Raw genomic sequence first — 19873 nt, forward strand, 5'->3', positions numbered from 1 at the left:
GCGGGAAAATCCGGGGGCGATCGGCAATTCGTACCAAACTCGCCGCGAATCGTACCAAACCGGGGGCTGAGGCGTTTTTGCGCTCCTGATGCGGTTTGGCATTTTGTACCAAACTCGGAGAATTTTGTACTGTTTGCCCGCCCGGACTCACACGCTGGACCCTCGTCGCGGCGATTCCCGGGTGGATTAACGCGGCGCGCGCAGCGTTACCGCTTACACCGTGGCCGGGTGGCCGCGCCCGCCAAGCATCCAATCCATGCTCATGCCCCCGACCCACATGCAGAACAGCGCCAGCCAGGCCGTGCCCGCGAAAATGCTGCCCCCGGTGACCCCCGCGCCAATCGCGCAGCCCCCGGCAAGCATTCCGCCAAAGCCCATCAGCGCAGCGCCGATCATCGCGTTGCGCATCGGGGTCGGTCCTTCAAATCCTTGAAATTTAAGCTCTTTGTTGATCAGCGCGGCCAGGAAGGAGCCGATCACCACCCCTGGCACCAGGCCGATATCGAACTCCAGAACGGACCCGCGGTCGAGGACGAACATCAATGTATTGGCCGACGGGCCGGTAAAGGTCAGGCTCTCGATCTGCACCGGATCGAAGGCCACATGCGCCAGCGCCGTTGTCAAAGCCCAGCCAAGCGCCACGGCAAATCCGACCCCGGAGGCAAACACCAACCGCGACCAACCGATATTGTTTCGGCGCGAAAGTTCCAATGCAATCAATGCGATAACGAGTCCAATCACGAGCCCGCCCTGCTCCGGAAGATGCACTGTGGTCAGCAAATTCATATTCCGCCCCCCGCTCGTGATCCATTGCCCCGCGATCCAGTCCCGCACCGGCGCCAGCCACCCCGTCAACGACATCTGCGCCACCACCGCAAAGATCAGCCCGGACACCACGCTGCGCAGGTTGCCAGTGGCCGCCAGCACCAACAGTCGTCCAGAGCAACCCCGCGCCAGCACCATGCCCGCGCCGAACAGCAGCCCGCCGATGATCGCGCCCGACCAACTGCCCGGAACAGCCATCATGCGCGCCTCGGTTACGTCAATAATTCCAAAGAGTTGCGCCGCCTGAACCCAGACCACTGCAGTCGAGAACGTCAGCAGCCAGACGGCGACCTTGTCCTGCATCATGCCACGCGCGAACTCCACCGTCGCGGCGCGCAGGCAGAAACGCGAGCGCTGTGCCGCGACGCCAAAGGTCACACCCGCGATCAGACCAAAAAGCGCCGCCGTCGGCGCTTCGCCAATGCGCTCGATCAGAGGGATAATGTCCATGCCGCGCTCCTTCTCCCGACGGGTTGCACATACATGCGTCGTTCGGAATGCGTGTGCCTTGATCCAGATCATCAAGCCGATCCGCGACCGATGTGTCGCAATTGAGCGCTCTGAAAACGAAGCCGGCAGAGTCGCAATTCAGCCAGAAAAACAAGGCCTTTAAGCCCATCCTTGCCGATAGGATTGCAATTCGTGCGGAGGAGCCACGCCATGGACTTGATGCTCGCGCAGACCCTGGCCCATACCCTTGGGGCGCTGCCTGTCGTTGCCAATGCCGACCACGCCCCGCTTGAAGGCGGCGAGGATCCGGCGTTCGGCACGGTTCGCTGGCGCACGCTTTTCGACGCGGAGCGCAACGGCACCAATGACATGGTGTTGGGCGTCGCGGAATTCGGCCCCTACGGCACGCTCAAGGCCCACCGTCACTCGCCTTCGGAAATATACTTCGGCCTGTCCGGGTCGGGCACCGTGACCATCGACGGAATCGCCCACGATTTGACCCCGCACACCGCGCTCTACATACCGTCAGAGGCGGAGCATCACACGGTGGCCAACGGCGAAGGGCTTAAATTCCTTTATGTTTTCCCGCGCGGGGCCTTTTCCGAAGTAGACTATCGCTTCAGCCCCGACTGACTGCGGAAGCGGGGCCGGAACAGAAAGGCTCGCCAAGCCCCGTGAATGGGCGTAATGGCAAACCCATGAAAACCGTACCGCTGCACGAAGCCCGCTCCCTGCCGATCTGGCGCCGTCCGATCACGCTGCTCTTTCTTATGGCCGTGGCCATGCCGCTCAGCTTTGCCACGTGGTCGGCGCTGCTGAACAATTTCGTCATCGAGGTTGCACAGTTCGATGGTTCCGATATCGGCTGGCTTCATACGGTCCGTGAGATCCCCGGCTTTCTCGCCATTGGCGTGATCCTTGTGATCATGATCATGCGGGAGCAGGTTCTGGGTCTGTTGTCGCTTGCGCTTCTGGGCGTGGCCACCGTTGTGACCGCGTGGTTCCCGACGGTGGGCGGCTTGATGATCATCACTCTGCTGTCCTCGATCGGGTTTCACTACTACGAGACGGTCAACCAGAGCCTTCAGCTGCAGTGGCTGCCCAAGGATCGCGCGCCGCAGATGCTCGGCTGGCTTCTGGCGGCGGGGTCGGCAGCGACGCTCGTGGCCTACGTTTTGATCGTGATGACATGGCAAGCCTTTGATCTGTCTTATAACTTTGTCTATCTGGCCTCGGGTGGCGCAACGCTTGTGATCGTTGCGTATTGCGCGTTTGCCTTCCCGCAGTTCGAGAGCCCGAACCCGCAGGTCAAGAAGTTCATCCTGCGCCGGCGATACTGGCTTTACTATGCGCTGCAGTTCATGGCCGGGGCCCGCCGCCAGATCTTTGTTGTCTTTGCAGGGTTCATGATGGTCGAGCGTTTCGGGTTCGAGGTGCATCACGTCACCGGCCTGTACCTGATCAACCTCGTTGCCAACATGGCCATCGCGCCGGTGTTCGGGAAGGTCGTGGCCCGCTTTGGCGAGCGTAACGCGCTGGTGTTCGAGTATGTCGGCCTCGTGACCGTGTTCCTGCTGTATGGCGGGGTCTACTGGTTCGGCTGGGGCGTGGTGCTGGCCGCGACGCTCTACGTGATCGACCATATGTTCTTTGCCCTCGCGCTGGCGTTGAAGACCTACTTCCAGAAGATCGCCGATCCCGGTGACATCGCCCCCACCGCCGCCGTGGCCTTTACGATCAACCACATCGCGGCGGTGTTCCTTCCAGCGCTGCTTGGCTACCTTTGGCTGGTCTCGCCCGGTGCGGTCTTTGGCCTTGCGGCCGCGATGGCCTCTGTCAGCCTGGTTCTGGCCCTGATGATCCCGCGCCACCCGGAGCCGGGCAATGAGACGCGGTTTTCCGCACTGGCCCCGGCTCCTGCGGAATAAGCATTTCCCAGCCGCCTGAAACGCGCTATCGGATCGGTCAACAGACCGAAGGATGCCGATATGCCGACCACCTACACCGCCTTTACCAAACTTCCGAACAAAGATCAGGCCGAAGCGCTCGGCGAGGCGTTGGAGGATCTGGACCCGGAGCCCACCGGCGTCGGCGTGTTCGAGATCGAGGATGGCTCGGAAACCTGGGAAGTCGGCGGGTATTTTCTTGAAGAGCCGAACGACGTTGAGCTGGCGATTTTGTCGGCGGCTTACGGTGCGGCACCGTTCGTGGTCTCCAAGGTGCCCGACACCGATTGGGTCGACAAGGTCCGCCGTGAGCTGACGCCGGTCGAGGCGGGGCGCTTCTTTGTTTACGGCAGCCACGACGCTGACAAGGTGCCGGACGGCAGCGTGCCGCTGTTGATCGAGGCGGCCATGGCCTTTGGCACCGGCCATCACGGCACGACGCAGGGCTGCCTTGAGGCGCTGGACCGTCTGGCCGGGCAGGGGTTTGTCGGGCAGTCCGTGGCCGATATCGGCTGCGGGACGGCGGTTCTGGCCATGGGCGCGGCGAGCATCTGGCCGAACCCGGTGATGGCCTCCGATATCGACGAAGTCGCGGTCGAGGTCGCCGAAGCCAACGTGACGGCGAATAATCTCCGCGGAAAGGTCACCTGTGTCGAGGCGGCGGGCTTTGGCAATAACGCGCTGAAAGACGCCGCTCCCTTTGACTTGATCTTCGCCAACATCCTGAAACAGCCGCTGATCGACCTTGCGCCGGATATGGCGGCAAATCTGGTGCCGGACGGCTTCGCGATTCTGTCGGGAATCTTGACGCGGCAGGCCGATGAGGTGGTCGAGGTTTATGCACGCCATGGCATCAATCAACTAAGGCGCGACGTGATTGGTGACTGGGTGACGTTAACCTTGCAGAAATCAAAGTGATTTCAGGTCGGAGTTAGGGAAAAGTCGCGGCGTCTGCCCAAGTTTTGCCTTTTTTCAGGGGTAATTAAGGCAGATATCCGGTGGGGGCCGGACACGTCGAGGCTGCCATGGATAGCACGCTCCAAAACTTTGAAAAGCGCCAAAAGGCGCTGCGCCGCAAGCACAAGCGCATGGCCCAAGGCTATGTGAACAAGCTCGACCGTGAGAGTGGTCTGATCGTCCAGAAACCGGATAGCAAGTCCGGCGGGTTTGCCATCAGACTGCTGTTCCTGATCGTTCTTGCCTTCATGGCGTTCAAGATCTTTCTGCTGGCGGGTCTCGGCGAGCAGAAATACCTCTCCCATATTCAGAGCTTGAGCACCGGCAGTGTCGTGGAGCAGGCCGGGGCGTGGCTGATGCGCATCGATCCTGTGACCGACCGACTCGCTCCGATCTTGTCGCCCTACCTGATGTAGGGCGATCGCCTCATCCGATCCGATCACTCTCCTGATCCAGTAACCAGTTTTCTCTCAGCGCTCACACATGAAAAAGGCCGCGGTCCCATCCGGGATCGCGGCCTTGCTCTGTTCCGTGGGTGTGATCGAACGATCAGTACTTGCGTGCAACGGCGTCAATGTCGCTGCGGGTCAGGCCGATATCGTCGAGTTCGCGATCGCTCAGGCTGGACAGGCTCTTGCGCGTCAGGCGCGCATCGTTCCAGGCCGCCAGCATCGACAGGGTGTTGACAACAAAATGGCCCAGACGGTTGGCTGCGTGGGCGGTGGCATAATGGCGGTTTACGTCATAGGTGGACATCTTGGGGCTCCGGGAGGTTGGAGAGTGCGCGTTGGACTTTGCTTCTGCTCGCCAAATAGGCAGAATGAAAACTTTCGGCAAGTGACCAAAACGCAATGCTGCATTGCCAAAATCGCATAGCGCGTGAAGTGGTTAACGCACCGTAAATAAAGGGAAAAACGGACGGCTCCGGATGTCGGTTCCAGACACCAAAGGGGCGTAACCGGGCCGATCGTGTCGCCTTTGTACCAGTCGTGTCGCAAACGGCGAACCCGGCTTTTTCCTTGGCCCGTGTTCGCCTTTCGTGCTACCCGTGGCGGCAAAGCAACAATGGCGGGCAGTATGCGGATAATTGGAATCGATCCGGGGCTTCGAAACCTCGGATGGGGGGTGATCGAGGGCGAGCGCGGGCGATTCCGTCACGTGGCGAATGGCACGATTCACTCCTCCGCCGGTGAACTCGGGCCGCGCCTGCTGACCCTGCATGAGGCGCTGACCGAGGTATTTCACCGCTTTCAGCCCGACACCGCCGCCGTTGAACAGACCTTTGTCAACAAGGACGCGGTCGCGACGCTGAAGCTGGGGCAGGCGCGGGCGATCGCCCTTCTGGTCCCGGCGCAGTTCGGCCTGGAGATTGGCGAATACGCTCCGAACAAGGTCAAGAAGACCGTGGTGGGCGCGGGACATGCGGACAAGACGCAGATCCAGTACATGGTCAAATTGCAACTGCCCTCCGTGACGCTCGACAGCGCGGACTCGGCGGACGCTCTGGCGATTGCGCTTTGCCACGGGCATTATCACGGGGCGCAGAAACTGAAGGTACGGGCATGATCGGACGGATCGCGGGACGGATCGAATACAAGGGGCTGGACAGCGTGCTGATCGACGTGCGCGGGGTCGGCTATGTGGTGCATTGCTCTGACCGGACCATGGCGAGCCTGCCGGGGGTCGGCGAGGCGGTGGCGCTCTGGACCGACCTTCTGGTGCGCGAGGATCTGTTGCAGCTCTTCGGCTTTCCGACGCTCGTGGAAAAGGAATGGCATCGCCTGCTGATGAGTGTGCAGGGTGTCGGCGCGAAAGCATCGCTCGCAATCCTCGGCACATTAGGTCCGGATGGCGTGAGCCGGGCCATCGCTCTGGGCGATTGGAACGCGGTGAAGGCGGCCAAGGGCATCGGTCCGAAAACGGCGCAGCGCGTGGTAAACGAACTCAAGGACAAGGCGCCCACGGTCATGGCCATGGGGGCAGCGGGGCAAAGCGTGCCGTCGTTTGACGAAGAAGTCATTGAAACGGTTGCGTTAGCCGCTCCGAAGCCCGTGGCGAAGGCGCCGCCCAAGGCAAACGCCTCCGCGCAGGCCGAAGCGCTCTCGGCGCTGAGCAACCTTGGCTATGCACCAGGAGAGGCGGCTGGCGCCGTGGCGCAAGCAGCGGGCGAGGCACCGGATGCCGACACGGCGGATCTGATCCGCGCGGCGCTCAAGCTTCTGGCACCCAAGGGATAACCGATGAGCGAGCCGGACCCGACCCTGCGCCCCGAGGCCCAGCCCGAGGACTTTGACCGCGCGCTGCGCCCGCAAATGCTGGAGGATTTCGTCGGGCAGGCGGAGGCGCGGTCGAACCTGCGGATTTTCATCCAGTCCGCGAAAACGCGCGGCGAGGCGATGGACCACACGCTGTTCCACGGCCCGCCGGGCCTCGGCAAGACGACGTTGGCGCAGATCATGTCGCGCGAGCTGGGGGTCGGGTTTCGCATGACCTCCGGTCCGGTGCTGGCCAAGGCGGGGGATCTGGCGGCGATCCTGACCAATCTGGAACGCAATGACGTGCTGTTCATTGACGAGATCCACCGTCTGAACCCGGCAGTCGAGGAGGTGCTCTATCCGGCGATGGAGGACTTCGAACTGGACCTTGTGATCGGCGAAGGACCGGCGGCGCGGACCGTGCGGATCGAATTGCAGCCTTTCACGCTGGTCGGGGCCACGACCCGGCTTGGCCTGCTGACGACACCGCTGCGCGACCGGTTCGGGATTCCGACACGTCTGAACTTCTATACCATCGACGAGCTGGAGATCATTGTTTCGGGCAATGCGCGAAAGCTGGGCGTGACGGTGCAGGGGGATGGTGCGCTGGAGATCGCTCGCCGCTCGCGGGGCACCCCGCGCATTGCCGGACGGCTGCTGCGCCGGGTGGTGGATTTTGCGGTTGTCGAGGGCGGCGGCGTGGTGACACAGGACCTCGCTGATGGCGCGCTGACGCGATTGGGCGTGGACAGTCTCGGCCTTGATGGGGCGGACCGACGGTATCTCAAGCTGATTGCCGAGAATTACGCCGGGGGGCCGGTCGGGATAGAAACACTTTCTGCGGCACTCTCCGAGAGCCGCGATGCGCTTGAAGAGGTGGTGGAACCCTACCTGCTGCAACAGGGGCTGATCCAGCGCACGCCGCGCGGACGAATGCTTGCGCAAAAGGCCTGGACTCATCTCGGGATGGCAGCCCCGCGTGCGCCCGGACAATCGGATCTGTTCGAAAAATAGCGCGGGCGAGGCTGGCCAAGGCGGGCCGCCAGCGGCATAAGCGGCGCGATTGCCGGAACGGGTCCAATCCGCGGGCCCTGCAAGGCGTATGTTTGAACGAGCAAAATCAGGGGGCCGTGCCATGTCCGAGAGCCTGACACCCGAGCAGATCGAAGCGCTGTTCACCCGCAGCGACGGTCGGTTTGTCTTTGCGCGCTGGGGGCGGCCCATCGTGCCCATCGTCTTTGGCGTCGAGGACAAGACGCTGGAGGTGGTCAAAGGCGCCTTCGAAGCGGTCTGTGTGCTGTCCGGACACAAGATGGCGGAGACGGACCCGGAGCTGGGCGCCAACTGCATGGTCTTCTTCTTTCGCGACTGGGGCGAGCTGCTGGAGCTGCCGGATCTGGGCCGGATGATTGACGGGCTGGCGCAGACGGTGGATCGGCTAAAGGCGGAGGACGCCAATCAATACAGGCACTTCCGCTTCGATCCCGATGGCTCCATCAAGGCGGCCTTCGTGTTCCTGCGCATGGATGATGCGCTTTTGGCGATGGAGGCGGAGACGCTGGCGCTGGGGCAAGTGGTGCAGACAATTCTGCTGTGGTCCGACCGCGCATTCCGCGACAACGCGCCGCTCGGTCGGCTGAACGGCGGTCAGGTCATCCTGCGCCCGGAAATCGCCGAGGTGATCCGTGCGGCCTATGACGCGAGCTTGCCGGTTGCGGCCAGCGAGGCGTCCTTTGCCTATCGCTTGTTTGCACGGGTCGTGTCGCGATCCTGAGCGGCGGATGACCCGGCTGCAATTGGCGGTCGTGTCAGCAATAAAAAGGGGCGCCGCGTCAGCGCCCCTTTGTCTTGTTCAGTGAACCATGCCGACGATTTCGTAGGTTCGTTTGAGGATCGGCTCCGCGATGGCGCGGGCACGTGCGGAGCCACGGGCGAGGATCGCGTCGATCTCGTCGGGCGCTTCCATCAGCCGGGCCATTTCCGTCGAGATGGGCGATAGCTTCTCGACTGCTAGGTCCGAGAGCATCGGCTTGAACTCGGAGAACTGCTTGCCGCCTACGTCGCGCAGCACATCGTCCACGCTCATGTCCGCGAGGGCCGCGTAGATATTGACGAGGTTGCGCGCCTCGGGCCGCTCGTCCAGCCCCTTGGCCTCGGAGGGCAGGGCGTCCGGATCGGTGCGGGCCTTGCGGATCTTGCTCGCAATGGCGTCCGCGTCATCGGTCATGTTGATCCGGGCCATATCCGACGGGTCGGATTTGGACATTTTCTTTGAGCCATCACGCAGGGACATGACACGGGTCGCCGCCCCTTCGATCACCGGCTCGGTCACCGGGAAGAAATCGACGCCAAAGTCATGGTTGAACTTGATTGCAATGTCGCGGGTCAGCTCGACGTGCTGCTTCTGATCCTCCCCGACGGGCACATGCGTTGCGTGGTAGATCAGGATGTCGGCGGCCATGAGCGCGGGATAGGCAAACAGGCCGAGCGAGGCATTCTGCTGGTTCTTGCCCGCCTTGTCTTTCCACTGGGTCATGCGCTGCATCCAGCCCATGCGGGCGACGCAATTGAAGATCCACGCAAGCTGCGTATGCTCTGGCACCTGGCTTTGGTTGAACAGGATCGAATCCTCGGGGTCTATCCCCGAAGCGATGTAGCCGGCGCACAGCTCACGCGTGGCGCGGCGCAGGTTTTCCGGATCTTGCCAGACGGTGATCGCGTGCAGGTCGACCATGCAATAGATGGTCTGAAAGCCTTGTCCCTGCATCCCGGCGAACCGCTTCATGGCACCGAGATAGTTCCCCAGGGTCAGCCCGCCCGACGGCTGGATGCCCGAGAAAACGCGTTTGGTGAAGGCAGATGAGGTCTGACCCTCCGACATGGTGCTTCTCCGTCTGGAAGTTTTGCTTGGGAGGGCTTACCCATGGGCCGTGATCGCGTCAAGGAACCAGCCATGAACCACCCGCACAATGAAAGCCCGGTAAACCCTTTGCCGCCCGTGGTGGCGGCTCTGGCGCTCGTCATCGTGGGGATCGAGCTGGCCTTTACCATGGGCGCGCGCGGATTGCTGAGCGGACCGGCGGCCGTGGGATGGCGGGCGGACTGGGTGGAGCGCTTCGCTTTCTCCGACCGGGTCTTTGAATGGATGCGGGAAACCGGAACATGGCCGGCGGAGCATCTGATCCGGTTTGTTTCTTATCCGTTTTTGCACTGGAATTTCACGCAGGCGCTCTTTGCCGCCGTGATTCTGCTGGCGATGGGCAAGATCGTGGCCGAAGCCATGGGCGCGTGGCGTATGCTGGCCTTGTTCTTTGTCGGCAGCATTGGCGGGGCGCTTTCCTATGCGCTGATCCTGAACGATCCGATGCCGCTTGTGGGGGCATTCCCGGGGGATTATGCGCTGATCGGCGGATTTACCTATCTGCTCTGGCTCAAGCTCGGTCAGGCCGGCGCCAATCAGGTCCGGGCCTTTTCGATGATCGGCGTGCTGATGGGGTTGCAGCTGTTGTTTGGCCTGCTGTTTGGCGCGAGCAATCTGTGGGTGGCCGATCTCGCCGGATTTTTTACCGGTTTTGCACTTTCGGCCCTGTTGATCCCCGGCGGCTTCCGGCGCCTGCTGGAGCGTATTCGCCGCCCGTAATCCTCAGAACATGTCGTCGGGCAGGAGCGGAACCGTGCGGCCGAACGCCCGTCCGGCTTCCAGCGGGAAGGGCAGAAGGTAGCCTTCGCGCTTTTCGGGGGGGCTTTGCGCCGCTTTTTCTGCCGAGGCCCGCCATGTCTCGGCGCGCGCCAATGGCTTGTCTTCGGCCCCCGGTTCCATCCAATAGGTCCCCAGCCGCGAGAGCAACCCGGCGGCAAAGGCCTTGTCTTGAATCATCACCGAGGCCTCGCTGTCCCAACGCAACGAACGTCCGTTGAGATTGGCAGAGCCGATGATCGTCCGTTCGCCGTCGATAATCGTCACCTTGGAATGAACGTAGATCGGCCCGGCGCCGGCCAATTTCGGTCCGTCGTCCTGCGCGGTTTTCGGCTGCGCCGGCGAGAGGAACACGGCGCGATCGCCAAAGGCGGCCTTCAGACGGTCGATGGCTTTGATTTGCAGCCCATGCGCGTGACGGGCGTCCCAGCCGTGATCGCCGTCGAACAGGACCCGGTCCGGGGCGGCCGGAATGACAACCACCAGCTGCAGGTCTTGTGCGGTCTTGGAGGCGGCGATCATTGCGTCGACCAGCGGCGCGTGCCGCAGGAACTGGGTTTCGATGTAGATATGATCCCGTGCCGAGGCGAAGAATTTGGTCAACACCATTTCATGGTCGGTGGCCAACGGACGCGGGGCAAGGCGCGCGGCGCCCGGACACGGGGCAGAGAATGTGCGGATCAGCTTCAAGTTGGAGCGGCTCTGCGGCCGTGTGGCGGTGTCATACCGCTCTGCAGGGGCCGCCAGAGATGCCGCGCCGCAGTCGATCGCGGCATTCCAGCATTCGGAGAAATGCCCTTGCAGGGCGCCGGCGAAGTCCGTGTCGGTGAGTTCGACGGAAATATCGTGCCATGTCTCTTCCGGCGCTTGATCGTGCTCGGCGTCGTCATAGCGCCGTTCGTTCACGTCCAACCCACCAATGATGCAATGGCTGTCATCGGCGATGGCGAACTTCTGATGAATCGTCGCCGGGCGCAGGATTGGTCCGGCCTTGAGGATCGCGCGCTGGATCGGGGTGTGCCGGGTGCTGTCCTCATCGCGCAGCTGTTGCAGCGCGCGGTTGATGCGTCCACGCATGAGAACCCGCCAAAACGATCCGGCGCGCTGTCCGTGCGGGGCGCAGAGAATCTGAGCGTCGCCGTGGACCACATCGGCAAATCCTGACGATGCAGCCCAGGCCTTGCGGTGCAGCTCGGACGTGAACAGCGGGTCGAAATCCGCCAGCAGCATGCGGATCTTCACCCCGCGGCGTGAGGTCCATGCAATCAGGTCGCCCCAAGTGCGAAGGCCGCGCTCGCGCAGTTCCGGGGCGCGCAGGCGGGTGTCCGGGTCGAGAATGCGGAACGACAGCATCAACTCCCGTTCTGCCCCCGCCACGAGCCGTTCGAGCGCCGGAAAACCTTCGGCGGCGGTGATCAGCGCTGTGGGGCTCATATCAGGTCAGTTTCCATTATTCTTGCGTCGGCGCAGAAGCCCACGGATTTCAGACATGCGGAACGCACCGAGTAGGTGTCCCGCCACGCCATAGGACAGAATTCCAATGGCGATCAGCAAGCTCAACGCAAGTCCCCGCACCCAAGGTTCCAAAAGGAGTGAGGAGAGTGCCATCTGGGAGGCCCAAAGGACGGCTCCCATCACCGCCGAGGCCAGGCAGATTCGCCAGACCCGGCGATAGAAGCGCGCATCGAAGCGCGCGACATCCCCCATTTTGCGCGAGCCGAGGAACAATTGCACCGCCATGCTCCAGCCTGCGACAGTGGTTGCGATGGCCGGGGCGATCCAGCCGATAACGGGGGCAAGGCCGATGGCGATACCGGCGTTGAGGATCATTGAAACGACAGCGTAGTTAAACGGCGTCCGCGTGTCTTCGCGGGCGAAAAACAGCGGTTGGAACACTTTTTGCAGGACAAAGGCGGGCAGCCCGAGGCCGTAGATCGCGACGGCCAGCGCAATGGCGGCGCTGTCGGCGCTGCCGGTGGCTCCGCGCTGAAACAGAACCGAAACCAGTGGCACAGGGATCACTATCAGCGCGACGGAGGCAGGGATGGTCAGGGCAAGGGACAATTCCCCCGACCGAGACAACGCCGCGCGCCCGCCTTCGTCATCCTTTGCCTTAAGCTTGCGCGACAGGTCGGGCAGAAGCACGACAGTGACGGCGATGCCCACAACGCCCAGCGGCAGCTGATACAACCGGTCTGCAGCATAGAGCCAGCCCACGGCCTTCTCGAAACCCGAGGCCACGAATTGCCCGACAAGCAGGTTTATCTGCATCACCCCCCCGGCCAGCGCTGCGGGAATGGCCGTGCGGACAAGCCGGCGCATGTCCGGAGTCAGGCGTGGTCGCCCGGGACGGACCCGAATGCCCGCCCGGTCCGCCGCGACCCAAACCACGAGCAGTTGCGCCACACCCGCGAAGGGAATGGCCCAGATGAGCCAGAAAACCGCCTCGCCGCCGGCGTAGGCGCCGAAAACCATGAAGCCGATGACAAACACGTTCAAGAGCAGCGGCGCGGCGGCAGCAGCGGCAAAATGACCGGTGGCATTGAGCGCGCCGGAGAACAGGGCCGCCAGCGAAATCAACAGGATATAGGGAAAGACGATGCGCCCGTAGCCGACGGTCAGGTCAAACCGCGCATCCCCGGCAAATCCGCCCGCCGTGGCATACACGAGGGCCGGCATGAAGATCAGCGCCAGCGCGGTCAGGATCAGCAGAACAAAGGCCAACCCGCTGAGCGCGTCGCGGGCGAAGATCATGGGATCTTCCTCGCCTTCGTATTTCTTGGAGAACATCGGCACGAAGGCCGCGTTGAACGCCCCTTCGGCAAAGAACCGGCGGAACATGTTGGGCAGGCGGAAGGCCGCGACAAAGGCGTCCATGACCGGGCCGGGGCCAATGAAGGCAAGGATCATGATTTCACGCACGACCCCAAGGACACGGCTCATCAATGTCCAGAAGCCGACGGTGAGAACGCCGGAAATGAGGCGGATAGGTTTCATGACTGCCCGGATTGTTGTTTGTGCGCTGGTTTAGCGGATTGTACCGGGGCGGGGAAGATGAGGAATTATTCGCCTTAAAGGAGATCTGTGCTAGCGTCAGGCGCATTGGCAACAAGAGAATTCCATGCGCGACGTGATAAGCCGCCCCAAATGTATCTGGTGCCGAAAGGACATCAAAGCGAAGGCGGCGGTCTGCACCGAATGCGGGATGCACCAAAGCCGGTTCTATGAACGAGCCAAACAGACACTCACACTGGCCACGGTGGCGGGGCTGTTGTTTTCCGCAGCGACCTTTGTCCTGCCTCGGGTCCTGGCTGAATACCATGCACGCTTCAGCGCGCCGTCGGTCACCGTTCTGTCACTTCGCAGTGAACGGGACGCGCTGCTTCGCAACAGTGGGCCGATGGTGGTCTTTGTCTCTCATGTGCTGATGCGCTCCGATGCCTACGGGGTCGCGACGGTGGTTCCGGTCAACCGCGAATTGGCCCCGGGAGAGAGCGCCTTGGTCGACACCGAGGGGCTTTATTCGAAACGGGTGGAGAAATCCGAGGTTCTTGACGGCTGGCAGGTTTCCCTGAGCGCACCGGCGCCGCTTTACGAGCATTTCGACAGGCGTGATGTTCAGCCGTTCTTCTTTGCGAGCGGCGACTACGAATATGAGGCCTTGCTGGCCGAGCAACAGGCGCTTGCCCACCGGCTAGGAATATCCGTGGGGACCACGGCACAGGCTGCGCTGTGTACGGTCTATTTTTCAACCCGCTTGCAGGGAGAAAACAGCGCCGCCTTCGATTGCGTTCTGGCTGCGGGAACGAAGGGCGATATGGATGCGGTCCGCAGCAGCATCATGGGCGCGACGAAAGCGCCAGAAGGAGACGCGGAATGAAACATATGATCGGAATGATCAGTGCAATATTGGCCTGCCCGGCCGTGACCGTGGCGGGCGGCCATCAGGCACCGGAGGACATGCTGCAGCCCTATCTCTTACCGGACTTGAACCCGGACGCGGTCGAGCTGATCAGCCCGCCCGTGACGCTTCCCTTTGGCGGGCTACTGCGCGAGGATCCCTATGCCCCGCTGATGAAGGCCTACCCTGATCTTGATCTCAACGGTGCAAAACTGTCGCCGGGAATGTGGATGCACCCCTCAGTGCGCGATGTGCAGCCGAATGCCACGACCAATGTCCGCGTCGTTTGCTATATTGTTGATGGAGAGCGTGTCTGCTACGTGGTCTCGTCGCAGGAAAGCATAGAGGACGGGACCCCGCTTCTGGAAGAAATGGGGCGCCACCCTTATCAGCGGTGAGCCGTCTTTTAAGGGCCTGTAAGCTCCTGTCTGACCGTCTTCAGCCCCGGGCCCGCTCCGATCCCTGATCTATAGCCTCGCGCAACTTTTTCTCTATCTGGTCGCGCTTGACCTTGGAGTGCAGTTTCAACCCGAACATATCCTTGACATAGAAGGTGTCGACGACCTGCTCGCCATAGGTCGCGATGACCGCTGAAGCGATGTAGATGTTCTGATAGGCCAAGGTGCGCGTCAGATCATATAGCAGGCCGGGGCGGTCGCGCGTGTCGACCTCGATGATCGTGAAGATCTCCGACCCTTCGTTGTCGAAGGTGATATGGGTCGGCACACGGAAGGCCTTTTCCCGTTTCTTGAGCTTGTCCTTGGGCTTCATCGCCTCGGTCGCGACGACCTCGCCCAACAACGTCTTGCGGATCATGTCCCGCAGCCGCGGAATGCGGTTGTCTTCGTAGGGGTGGCCGTCGGCATCCTGGATCCAGAAGGCAGCGGTGGCATAGCCATCCTTGGTGGTGAAGGTGCGCGCATCCACGACATTCGCCCCCACCAGTGCCAACGCCCCGGCCAGCCGCGAGAATATCCCGGGATGATCCTGCAATGCGAAACAAGCGCGGGTGGCGTCGCGGTCGGTGTCGGGGTGAATGTCGATCCGGATGTCATCCTCGTCGATGCCGCGCAGCAGATTCGCAAAGACCACATGGGCGGTGAAATGCAGGCCCTGCCAATAGGGCGGATAATGCCGGGAGGTTTCACTGCGCAGATCGGCACCGGACCAGTCCGGCAGCTTCTCGCGCAGCAGCTTCTTGGCCTCTGTGCCGCGCATTTCGCGGTTGAGATCTTCCATCCCGCCTTCAAGCGCTCGCCGGGTCTGCCGATACAGCGCGCGCAGCAGCGCCGCTTTCCAGTTGTTCCATGTCGTCGGTCCGACGCCGCGAATGTCGCAGACGGTCAGAACGCAAAGCAGGTCCAGCCGCTCTTTTGTCTTCACCGCCTTGGCAAAATCGCGCACGGTGCGCGGATCGGCGATGTCGCGTTTCTGCGCCATGTCGGACATGAGCAGGTGATGCCGCACCAGCCATTCGACCGTCTCGGCCTCCTTTTTGGACAGGCCCAGGCGCGGGGCAACCTTGCGGGCGATCTGGGCTCCGAGAATCGAATGATCCTCGTCCCGGCCCTTGCCGATGTCATGCAGCAACAGTGCCACATAGAGAACCCTGCGGTTCACGCCCGCTTCGAGGATCTTCGACGCCACAGGCAGTTCTTCGTCGAGATGGCGGTGCTCGATCTCTGACAGATGCCAGATGCATTGGATCGTGTGTTCGTCCACCGTGTAGTGGTGGTACATGTTGAACTGCATCATCGCCACGATCGGCGCGAATTCGGGAATGAAAGCGGCCAGAACGCCAAGCTCGTTCATCCGGCGCAGCGCGCGTTCGGGGTTGCCGTGTTTCAGCAACAACCCGAGAAACAGCTTCTGCGCCTCCCGGCTCTCCTGCATTTCGTTGTCGATCAGGTCGAGATTGTCCTTGATCAATCGCATGGCATCCGGGTGGATCAGCAGCCCGGTGCGCAGCGCCTCTTCAAAGACGCGCAGAATGTTCAGCTTGTTTTCGAGAAAGGCCGTGTCGTTGGTGATGGCAAGGCGATTGTTCACCACCGTATAGCCGTCCTTGACCTTTGGTGCGCGTTTGAAAATGCGTTGGAAAAGCGGGGCACCCTTTGTGTGTGTGGCCTCCAGCGAGGTCAGCAGGATGCGGGTCAGATCGCCGACTTCCGTGGCCTGACGAAAGAAGTCCTGCATGAACCATTCGACGGCCCGCCGTCCGCCGCGGTCATTGTAGCCCATGCGTGCCGCGACATCGACCTGCATGTCGAAGGTCAACAGTTCGTTGGCCCGCCCGGCCGCGAGGTGAAGATGACAGCGAACGGCCCAGAGGAACCGTTCCGCCTTGCAGAAACTTTCGTATTCATCCGGCAGGAAAACGCCCTTTTGCACCAATTCGGACAGATCGTCGGTGTGGTGCACGTATTTGATGATCCAGTACAGCGACTGCAGATCGCGCAGGCCGCCCTTGCCCTCCTTGACGTTGGGCTCGACCATGTAGCGCTGGCCTTGCTTGAGGTGCCGCGCGTCGCGCTCCTCCAGCTTGGCCTCGACAAAATCGCGTTCGCTGCCTTCGAACAGATCACTCCAAAGCCGGCGGTCAAGCTCCTGCGCCAACGGCGCATGGCCGGTCAGGTAGCGATGTTCCAACATCGCGGTTCGGATCGTGTAATCCTCAGCCCCTAGGCGCAGGCAATCCTTCACCGTGCGCGACGAATGCCCGACTTTCAGCCGCAGGTCCCACAGGATGTAGAGCATCGATTCGATGACGCTCTCGGCCCAGGGCGTGATCTTGTAAGGTGTGAGGAAGAGCAGATCGACGTCCGAAAACGGCGCCATTTCGCCCCGCCCATACCCGCCGACGGCCATGACGGACAGCCGCTCGCCCTCCGTCGGGTTGGGCAAGCGGTGCAGAATCTGTGTCGCGACTTCGAAGGTCAGCTTGACCATGCCATCGGTCAGCCATGTGTAGGCGCGGGTGGTGCGCCGGGCACCAAAGGGCTCGGCTTCGAAGGCGGCGGCAATAACGGCACGCCCGGCCTTTTGCGCCTCGGACAGGGTTTGCACGACGATCTTGCGCACCGCAGGCTCGTCCGCATCGGACGGCAACGCGGCAAACAGGCGTTCGCGCAGGGACGGAAGGTCGAATATGTCGGATGCCGGAGCGATCAGATCGTCCGGCATCCTGTCAGTCAGAAGCTCGGGGGACGGCTTAGAAGCCTGGGCCGCCGAAGCTGTTTGGGGCAGGGTCAAGGATCACCACCTGTTGATTGCGTATCGTCGCGACGGCCAGCCCACGCTGGTTCGTGCCGTCCGGCATCAGGCGGAATACACCACTTACACCGTTAAAACCAGTTGAACGCGTCAGCGCATTTCCGGTCAGTGCGTCGCCGCGCCCTTGGCTTGCCAACGCGCCGATCGCAGCGATCCCGTCATAGGCGAGACCGGCCAGCGGATGCGGCGCGGCGCCATAGGCGGCGGCGTAGCGGTTGTTGAAGCTTTCCTGCTGGGCGCGATTCGGTAGGGTGAACCATGCGCCTTCCGCCCCCGGCAAATCGTAGAGATCAGGCCGCACGTCCCAGCGCGTCAAACCGATGTACTGGGTCGAGGCCGGGTCGGCACCGTTCGCGGGGAGCATGTTGAGCAGCATCGGCATGGCCGCGTTGGTGGCTTCGGTGGTGATGAAAACGGAGTCCACACCGGCCTGCTGGATCACGCCGCCGGCAGCCTGCGCCGTGGCCGACACGCCTTCGACGGAGAGGGTGTAGCCTTCCGCGCTGACCACCCGGATCCCCGCGGATGTGGCGGCCTGCTCGATAGCGGCCTTGCCGAACTGGCCGGGCACATCGTTGGAATGGACGATGACGACGCTTTTCTTGCCTTGCCGCTTGCCGTATTGCATCAGCCGCTGCGCGGTGTTTGCGAAGCTCGTCCCAAGGACGAAGACGTTGCCGCCGGCGATCGAGGGATTGTTCGAAAAGCTCAGCACATTCACGCCTTCGTCGGTCACGGCGAGACCCGCAGCGTTGGCCGCTTCACCGAACAACGGGCCCAGGATAACGCGCGCGCCTTCGTCCACGGCGCGCTGGGCTTGAGCGGCTGCGGTGCCGGTGTTGCCAGCGGTGTCATAGACCTTGAGGTCGATGGTGACGCCGTTCAGCTCGGAAATGGCCAGCCGCGTCGCATTTTCCAGCGCCTGAGCCACGGGACCGGCGCCGGGATCGGATTTGGGAACCAGAAGCGCAACCTGAATGGGTTTATTTGGGTCGATCTTCGGGCCGCCGGAATTGCCGCCGCCGACCGACGACATCATGGAAGCGTCACACGCGACCAGCCCGAAGGCAGCAAAGGCGAAGGCGGCCGGGCGGACCGCCTTGCGAACGGTGGTCAAAAAAGCAAACATGGATGGCGAACTCCCTCGTTTATTGGCGCGGGCGTGGAGCGCAAGCGCAGGTTGCCTGCGACTATAAACCAGCCAAGTGAGGGGTCCAGTGACGATTACGGGGAAAAGCGGGCGATTGTCGACCGGGCTCTACATGGTGGCGACGCCCATCGGAAACGCGCGGGACATCACCCTGAGAACGCTGGACATTCTGCGCGACGCGGATGTTCTCGCTGCGGAGGATACACGCAGCCTTCGGCGACTTCTTGAGATTCACGGTGTGCCGCTGGGCGAACGTCCGCTGATCGCTTACCACGACCACAATGGCGCGCGGGCAAGACCGCGCCTGCTGGCCGCGCTGGAGGCCGGTCAATCGGTGGCCTATGCCTCGGAGGCGGGCACGCCGATGATTTCCGATCCCGGCTTTGACCTGATGCGGGCCGCGCAGGAGGCCGGATATCCCACCACCAGCGCTCCTGGTGCCTCTGCCGTCGTCACAGCGCTGACGCTGGCCGGTCTGCCGACGGATCGGTTTCTCTTTGCCGGATTTCTGCCGAATGCATCCGGCGCACGAAAGAAAGCGCTCGGCGAACTTGGGCCGCTTCCCGCGACGCTGGTTTTCTACGAATCGCCGAAGCGCCTCGGCGCCATGCTGTCCGATGCGGCCCAGGTCATGGGCGACGCGCGGGATGCGGCGGTCTGTCGCGAATTGACCAAGAAATTCGAGGAAGTGCGGCGCGGCACGCTCGCGGAACTGGCGGCCTTCTATGGCGAGACGCAGGCCAAGGGCGAGATCGTCGTACTGATCTCCAAGGGGGAGGCCCCGGTCGTTAGTGAAACGGTAATCGAAGACGCGATAAAAGAGGCCTTGGAAACAATGTCCGTCCGCGACGCCGCCGACAGCGTCTCGGCCCGGCTTGGTGTCAAACGGCGGCCTGTTTACCAACTGGCCATGCAAATGGCCAAGGCGTAGGCGGCAACGCAGAAAGGTGTGCTTTTGTCCTTTGCCCGGGGTGCAGATCAGCGGACTGCGGCGGACCCTCCGTCGCTGAGGTCGCGCGGTCAGACCAACCATCACGCAGGACAGGCGGCGGAGCATAGCGTGTCCCGCGATTATGAACGGCGCGGATATCCGGAACTGTGCCGGCGGTGGCGTGGCAAGGGCGGCGAGATCGACCTGATCTTCCGCAACGGAGAGGGGCTGGTGTTTGTCGAGGTCAAATCCAGCGCGACCTTGGAAAAGGCGGCCCGCAGCCTCTCGGCGCATCAGATCGCCCGGCTGCACCGCTCTGCCGAGGAATTTCTCGGCACACAGCCACGCGGCACGCTCACAGAGATGCGCTTTGATGTGGCATTGGTGAATCGCCGGGGCGAGATTTCGATCATCGAGAATGCCATAGGGGACATTTAAGCGGCATTGAACCTGCCACCGCGTTGCGCCATCTATTGAGTGCAACCGGG

Annotated in this window: 20 protein-coding genes; 13 read left to right on the top strand and 7 right to left on the bottom strand. The window is 62.3% G+C overall.

Translation table 11 applies throughout. The features are described from left to right. Positions 1 to 213: 213 nt before the first annotated feature. The gene (locus ACN2XU_RS01455) at positions 214 to 1275 is read right to left on the bottom strand and encodes a YeeE/YedE family protein (RefSeq protein WP_419408602.1); all 1062 of its coding nucleotides are present in this window, start codon (positions 1273 to 1275) and stop codon (positions 214 to 216) included. 210 nt (positions 1276 to 1485) lie between these two features. Here ACN2XU_RS01455 and ACN2XU_RS01460 point away from each other — a divergent pair, with 210 nt between their 5' ends. The 4 genes from ACN2XU_RS01460 (at position 1486) to ACN2XU_RS01475 (ending at position 4594) form a co-directional block, all read left to right on the top strand. After that, on the top strand, positions 1486 to 1908 hold the full coding sequence (locus tag ACN2XU_RS01460) for a cupin domain-containing protein (RefSeq protein ID WP_419408603.1): 423 nt from the start codon (positions 1486 to 1488) through the stop codon (positions 1906 to 1908). Positions 1909 to 1973: 65 nt separating this feature from the next. After that, a complete protein-coding gene (locus ACN2XU_RS01465; RefSeq protein WP_419408604.1) occupies positions 1974 to 3203 on the top strand; it encodes an MFS transporter in 1230 nt (409 codons plus the stop codon). 60 nt (positions 3204 to 3263) lie between these two features. Then, positions 3264 to 4139, top strand: coding sequence for a 50S ribosomal protein L11 methyltransferase (locus tag ACN2XU_RS01470; RefSeq protein WP_419408605.1), 876 nt, complete (start codon positions 3264 to 3266; stop codon positions 4137 to 4139). 107 nt (positions 4140 to 4246) lie between these two features. Then, positions 4247 to 4594, top strand: a complete 348-nt coding sequence (locus ACN2XU_RS01475) for a hypothetical protein (RefSeq protein ID WP_419408606.1) — start codon at positions 4247 to 4249, stop codon at positions 4592 to 4594. Positions 4595 to 4727: 133 nt separating this feature from the next. Here ACN2XU_RS01475 and ACN2XU_RS01480 read toward each other — a convergent pair whose 3' ends face one another. Then, entirely contained in the window at positions 4728 to 4934 is a 207-nt protein-coding gene (locus ACN2XU_RS01480; protein WP_419408607.1) for a DUF1127 domain-containing protein, read from the bottom strand. 321 nt (positions 4935 to 5255) lie between these two features. On the opposite strand from ACN2XU_RS01480, the gene ruvC reads away from it, so the two are divergent. From ruvC to ACN2XU_RS01500, 4 genes are all read left to right on the top strand, one after another. Beyond that, a complete protein-coding gene (gene ruvC, locus ACN2XU_RS01485; protein WP_419408608.1) occupies positions 5256 to 5744 on the top strand; it encodes a crossover junction endodeoxyribonuclease RuvC in 489 nt (162 codons plus the stop codon). Next, complete coding sequence (ruvA, locus tag ACN2XU_RS01490; protein ID WP_419408609.1) at positions 5741 to 6415, top strand: Holliday junction branch migration protein RuvA; 675 nt, start codon at positions 5741 to 5743, stop codon at positions 6413 to 6415. Before ruvC ends, ruvA begins: the two co-directional genes overlap by 4 nt. A gap of 3 nt (positions 6416 to 6418) precedes the next feature. Then, positions 6419 to 7447 (top strand): Holliday junction branch migration DNA helicase RuvB, encoded by a 1029-nt coding sequence (gene ruvB, locus ACN2XU_RS01495; RefSeq protein WP_419408610.1) that lies wholly within the window; start codon positions 6419 to 6421, stop codon positions 7445 to 7447. Between the two features lie 121 nt (positions 7448 to 7568). Next, the gene (locus ACN2XU_RS01500; RefSeq protein ID WP_419408611.1) at positions 7569 to 8207 is read left to right on the top strand and encodes a hypothetical protein; all 639 of its coding nucleotides are present in this window, start codon (positions 7569 to 7571) and stop codon (positions 8205 to 8207) included. Positions 8208 to 8285: 78 nt separating this feature from the next. Here the strand turns inward: ACN2XU_RS01500 and trpS are convergent, their stop codons facing one another. Then, positions 8286 to 9314, bottom strand: coding sequence for a tryptophan--tRNA ligase (gene trpS, locus ACN2XU_RS01505; RefSeq protein ID WP_419408612.1), 1029 nt, complete (start codon positions 9312 to 9314; stop codon positions 8286 to 8288). A 42-nt stretch (positions 9315 to 9356) separates the two neighbouring features. Between trpS and ACN2XU_RS01510 the strand changes: the two genes are divergently transcribed. Then, the gene (locus ACN2XU_RS01510; RefSeq protein WP_419408613.1) at positions 9357 to 10073 is read left to right on the top strand and encodes a rhomboid family intramembrane serine protease; all 717 of its coding nucleotides are present in this window, start codon (positions 9357 to 9359) and stop codon (positions 10071 to 10073) included. Between the two features lie 3 nt (positions 10074 to 10076). Here the strand turns inward: ACN2XU_RS01510 and ACN2XU_RS01515 are convergent, their stop codons facing one another. Further along, on the bottom strand, positions 10077 to 11564 hold the full coding sequence (locus tag ACN2XU_RS01515; protein ID WP_419408614.1) for a phospholipase D family protein: 1488 nt from the start codon (positions 11562 to 11564) through the stop codon (positions 10077 to 10079). Between the two features lie 6 nt (positions 11565 to 11570). After that, positions 11571 to 13127 (bottom strand): murein biosynthesis integral membrane protein MurJ, encoded by a 1557-nt coding sequence (gene murJ / locus ACN2XU_RS01520; protein ID WP_419408615.1) that lies wholly within the window; start codon positions 13125 to 13127, stop codon positions 11571 to 11573. Between the two features lie 124 nt (positions 13128 to 13251). Here murJ and ACN2XU_RS01525 point away from each other — a divergent pair, with 124 nt between their 5' ends. Continuing rightward, a complete protein-coding gene (locus ACN2XU_RS01525) occupies positions 13252 to 14010 on the top strand; it encodes a hypothetical protein (protein WP_419408616.1) in 759 nt (252 codons plus the stop codon). Beyond that, positions 14007 to 14429: a hypothetical protein gene (locus tag ACN2XU_RS01530; RefSeq protein WP_419408617.1), complete on the top strand. Its 423-nt coding sequence runs from the start codon at positions 14007 to 14009 to the stop codon at positions 14427 to 14429. Before ACN2XU_RS01525 ends, ACN2XU_RS01530 begins: the two co-directional genes overlap by 4 nt. A 40-nt stretch (positions 14430 to 14469) precedes the next feature. Here ACN2XU_RS01530 and ACN2XU_RS01535 read toward each other — a convergent pair whose 3' ends face one another. After that, positions 14470 to 17214: a [protein-PII] uridylyltransferase gene (locus ACN2XU_RS01535; RefSeq protein WP_419408618.1), complete on the bottom strand. Its 2745-nt coding sequence runs from the start codon at positions 17212 to 17214 to the stop codon at positions 14470 to 14472. Positions 17215 to 17242: 28 nt separating this feature from the next. After that, the gene (locus ACN2XU_RS01540; RefSeq protein ID WP_419408619.1) at positions 17243 to 18433 is read right to left on the bottom strand and encodes a penicillin-binding protein activator; all 1191 of its coding nucleotides are present in this window, start codon (positions 18431 to 18433) and stop codon (positions 17243 to 17245) included. 133 nt (positions 18434 to 18566) lie between these two features. Between ACN2XU_RS01540 and rsmI the strand changes: the two genes are divergently transcribed. Together rsmI and ACN2XU_RS01550 are read left to right on the top strand one after the other, a co-directional pair. Then, positions 18567 to 19385, top strand: coding sequence for a 16S rRNA (cytidine(1402)-2'-O)-methyltransferase (gene rsmI, locus ACN2XU_RS01545; protein WP_419408823.1), 819 nt, complete (start codon positions 18567 to 18569; stop codon positions 19383 to 19385). A gap of 129 nt (positions 19386 to 19514) precedes the next feature. Then, entirely contained in the window at positions 19515 to 19823 is a 309-nt protein-coding gene (locus ACN2XU_RS01550) for a YraN family protein (RefSeq protein WP_419408620.1), read from the top strand. Positions 19824 to 19873: the final 50 nt, after the last annotated feature.

The organism is Pacificoceanicola niger (assembly GCF_048553275.1).
In the GTDB taxonomy this organism is placed as follows: domain Bacteria; phylum Pseudomonadota; class Alphaproteobacteria; order Rhodobacterales; family Rhodobacteraceae; genus Pacificoceanicola.